The organism is Chromohalobacter sp. HP20-39 (assembly GCF_033052815.1).
Taxonomy (GTDB): domain Bacteria; phylum Pseudomonadota; class Gammaproteobacteria; order Pseudomonadales; family Halomonadaceae; genus Chromohalobacter.
This window is the reverse complement of the sequence record NZ_JAWHTP010000312.1, coordinates 1-350: the sequence shown is the minus strand read 5'-3', so window position 1 is coordinate 350 and position 350 is coordinate 1. Positions and strand designations below refer to the sequence as shown.

The 350-nt window shown below is 64.3% G+C and carries 1 protein-coding gene; it reads left to right on the top strand.

The annotated features are described in order from the left end of the window. Positions 1–350, top strand: a 350-nt coding sequence (locus tag RVY79_RS18135) for a S8 family serine peptidase (RefSeq protein ID WP_317465920.1), incomplete at both ends; no start/stop codon positions are given.

The following is a 350-nucleotide window of genomic DNA, read 5'->3' as shown; positions in this document are numbered from 1 at the left end:
CGTGGTGGCAACCGGGAACGACGGTGCTCCGACCATCGGCTCACCAGCCAACTGCAGCGGCGTAGTCGCGGTCACGGCGCACACCATCGGCGGCGACAACGCCAACTACGCCAACGTCGGCACCGGCACAACCCTCAGCGCGCCGGGCGGTGGCTCAGGCACGGTCATCGCGGGTAGCGGCATCAAAATCCGTTCAATCTCCAATGCCAGCCTAACCACCCCGGGCACTGACACCAATACGTATAAGAGCGAAATGGGCACCTCGATGGCCACGCCGCAGGTGGCGGGCGTTGCCGCGCTGCTGCTGGCCTACAAACCCACTCTGAGCGTAAACGACATCAAAGCGATCC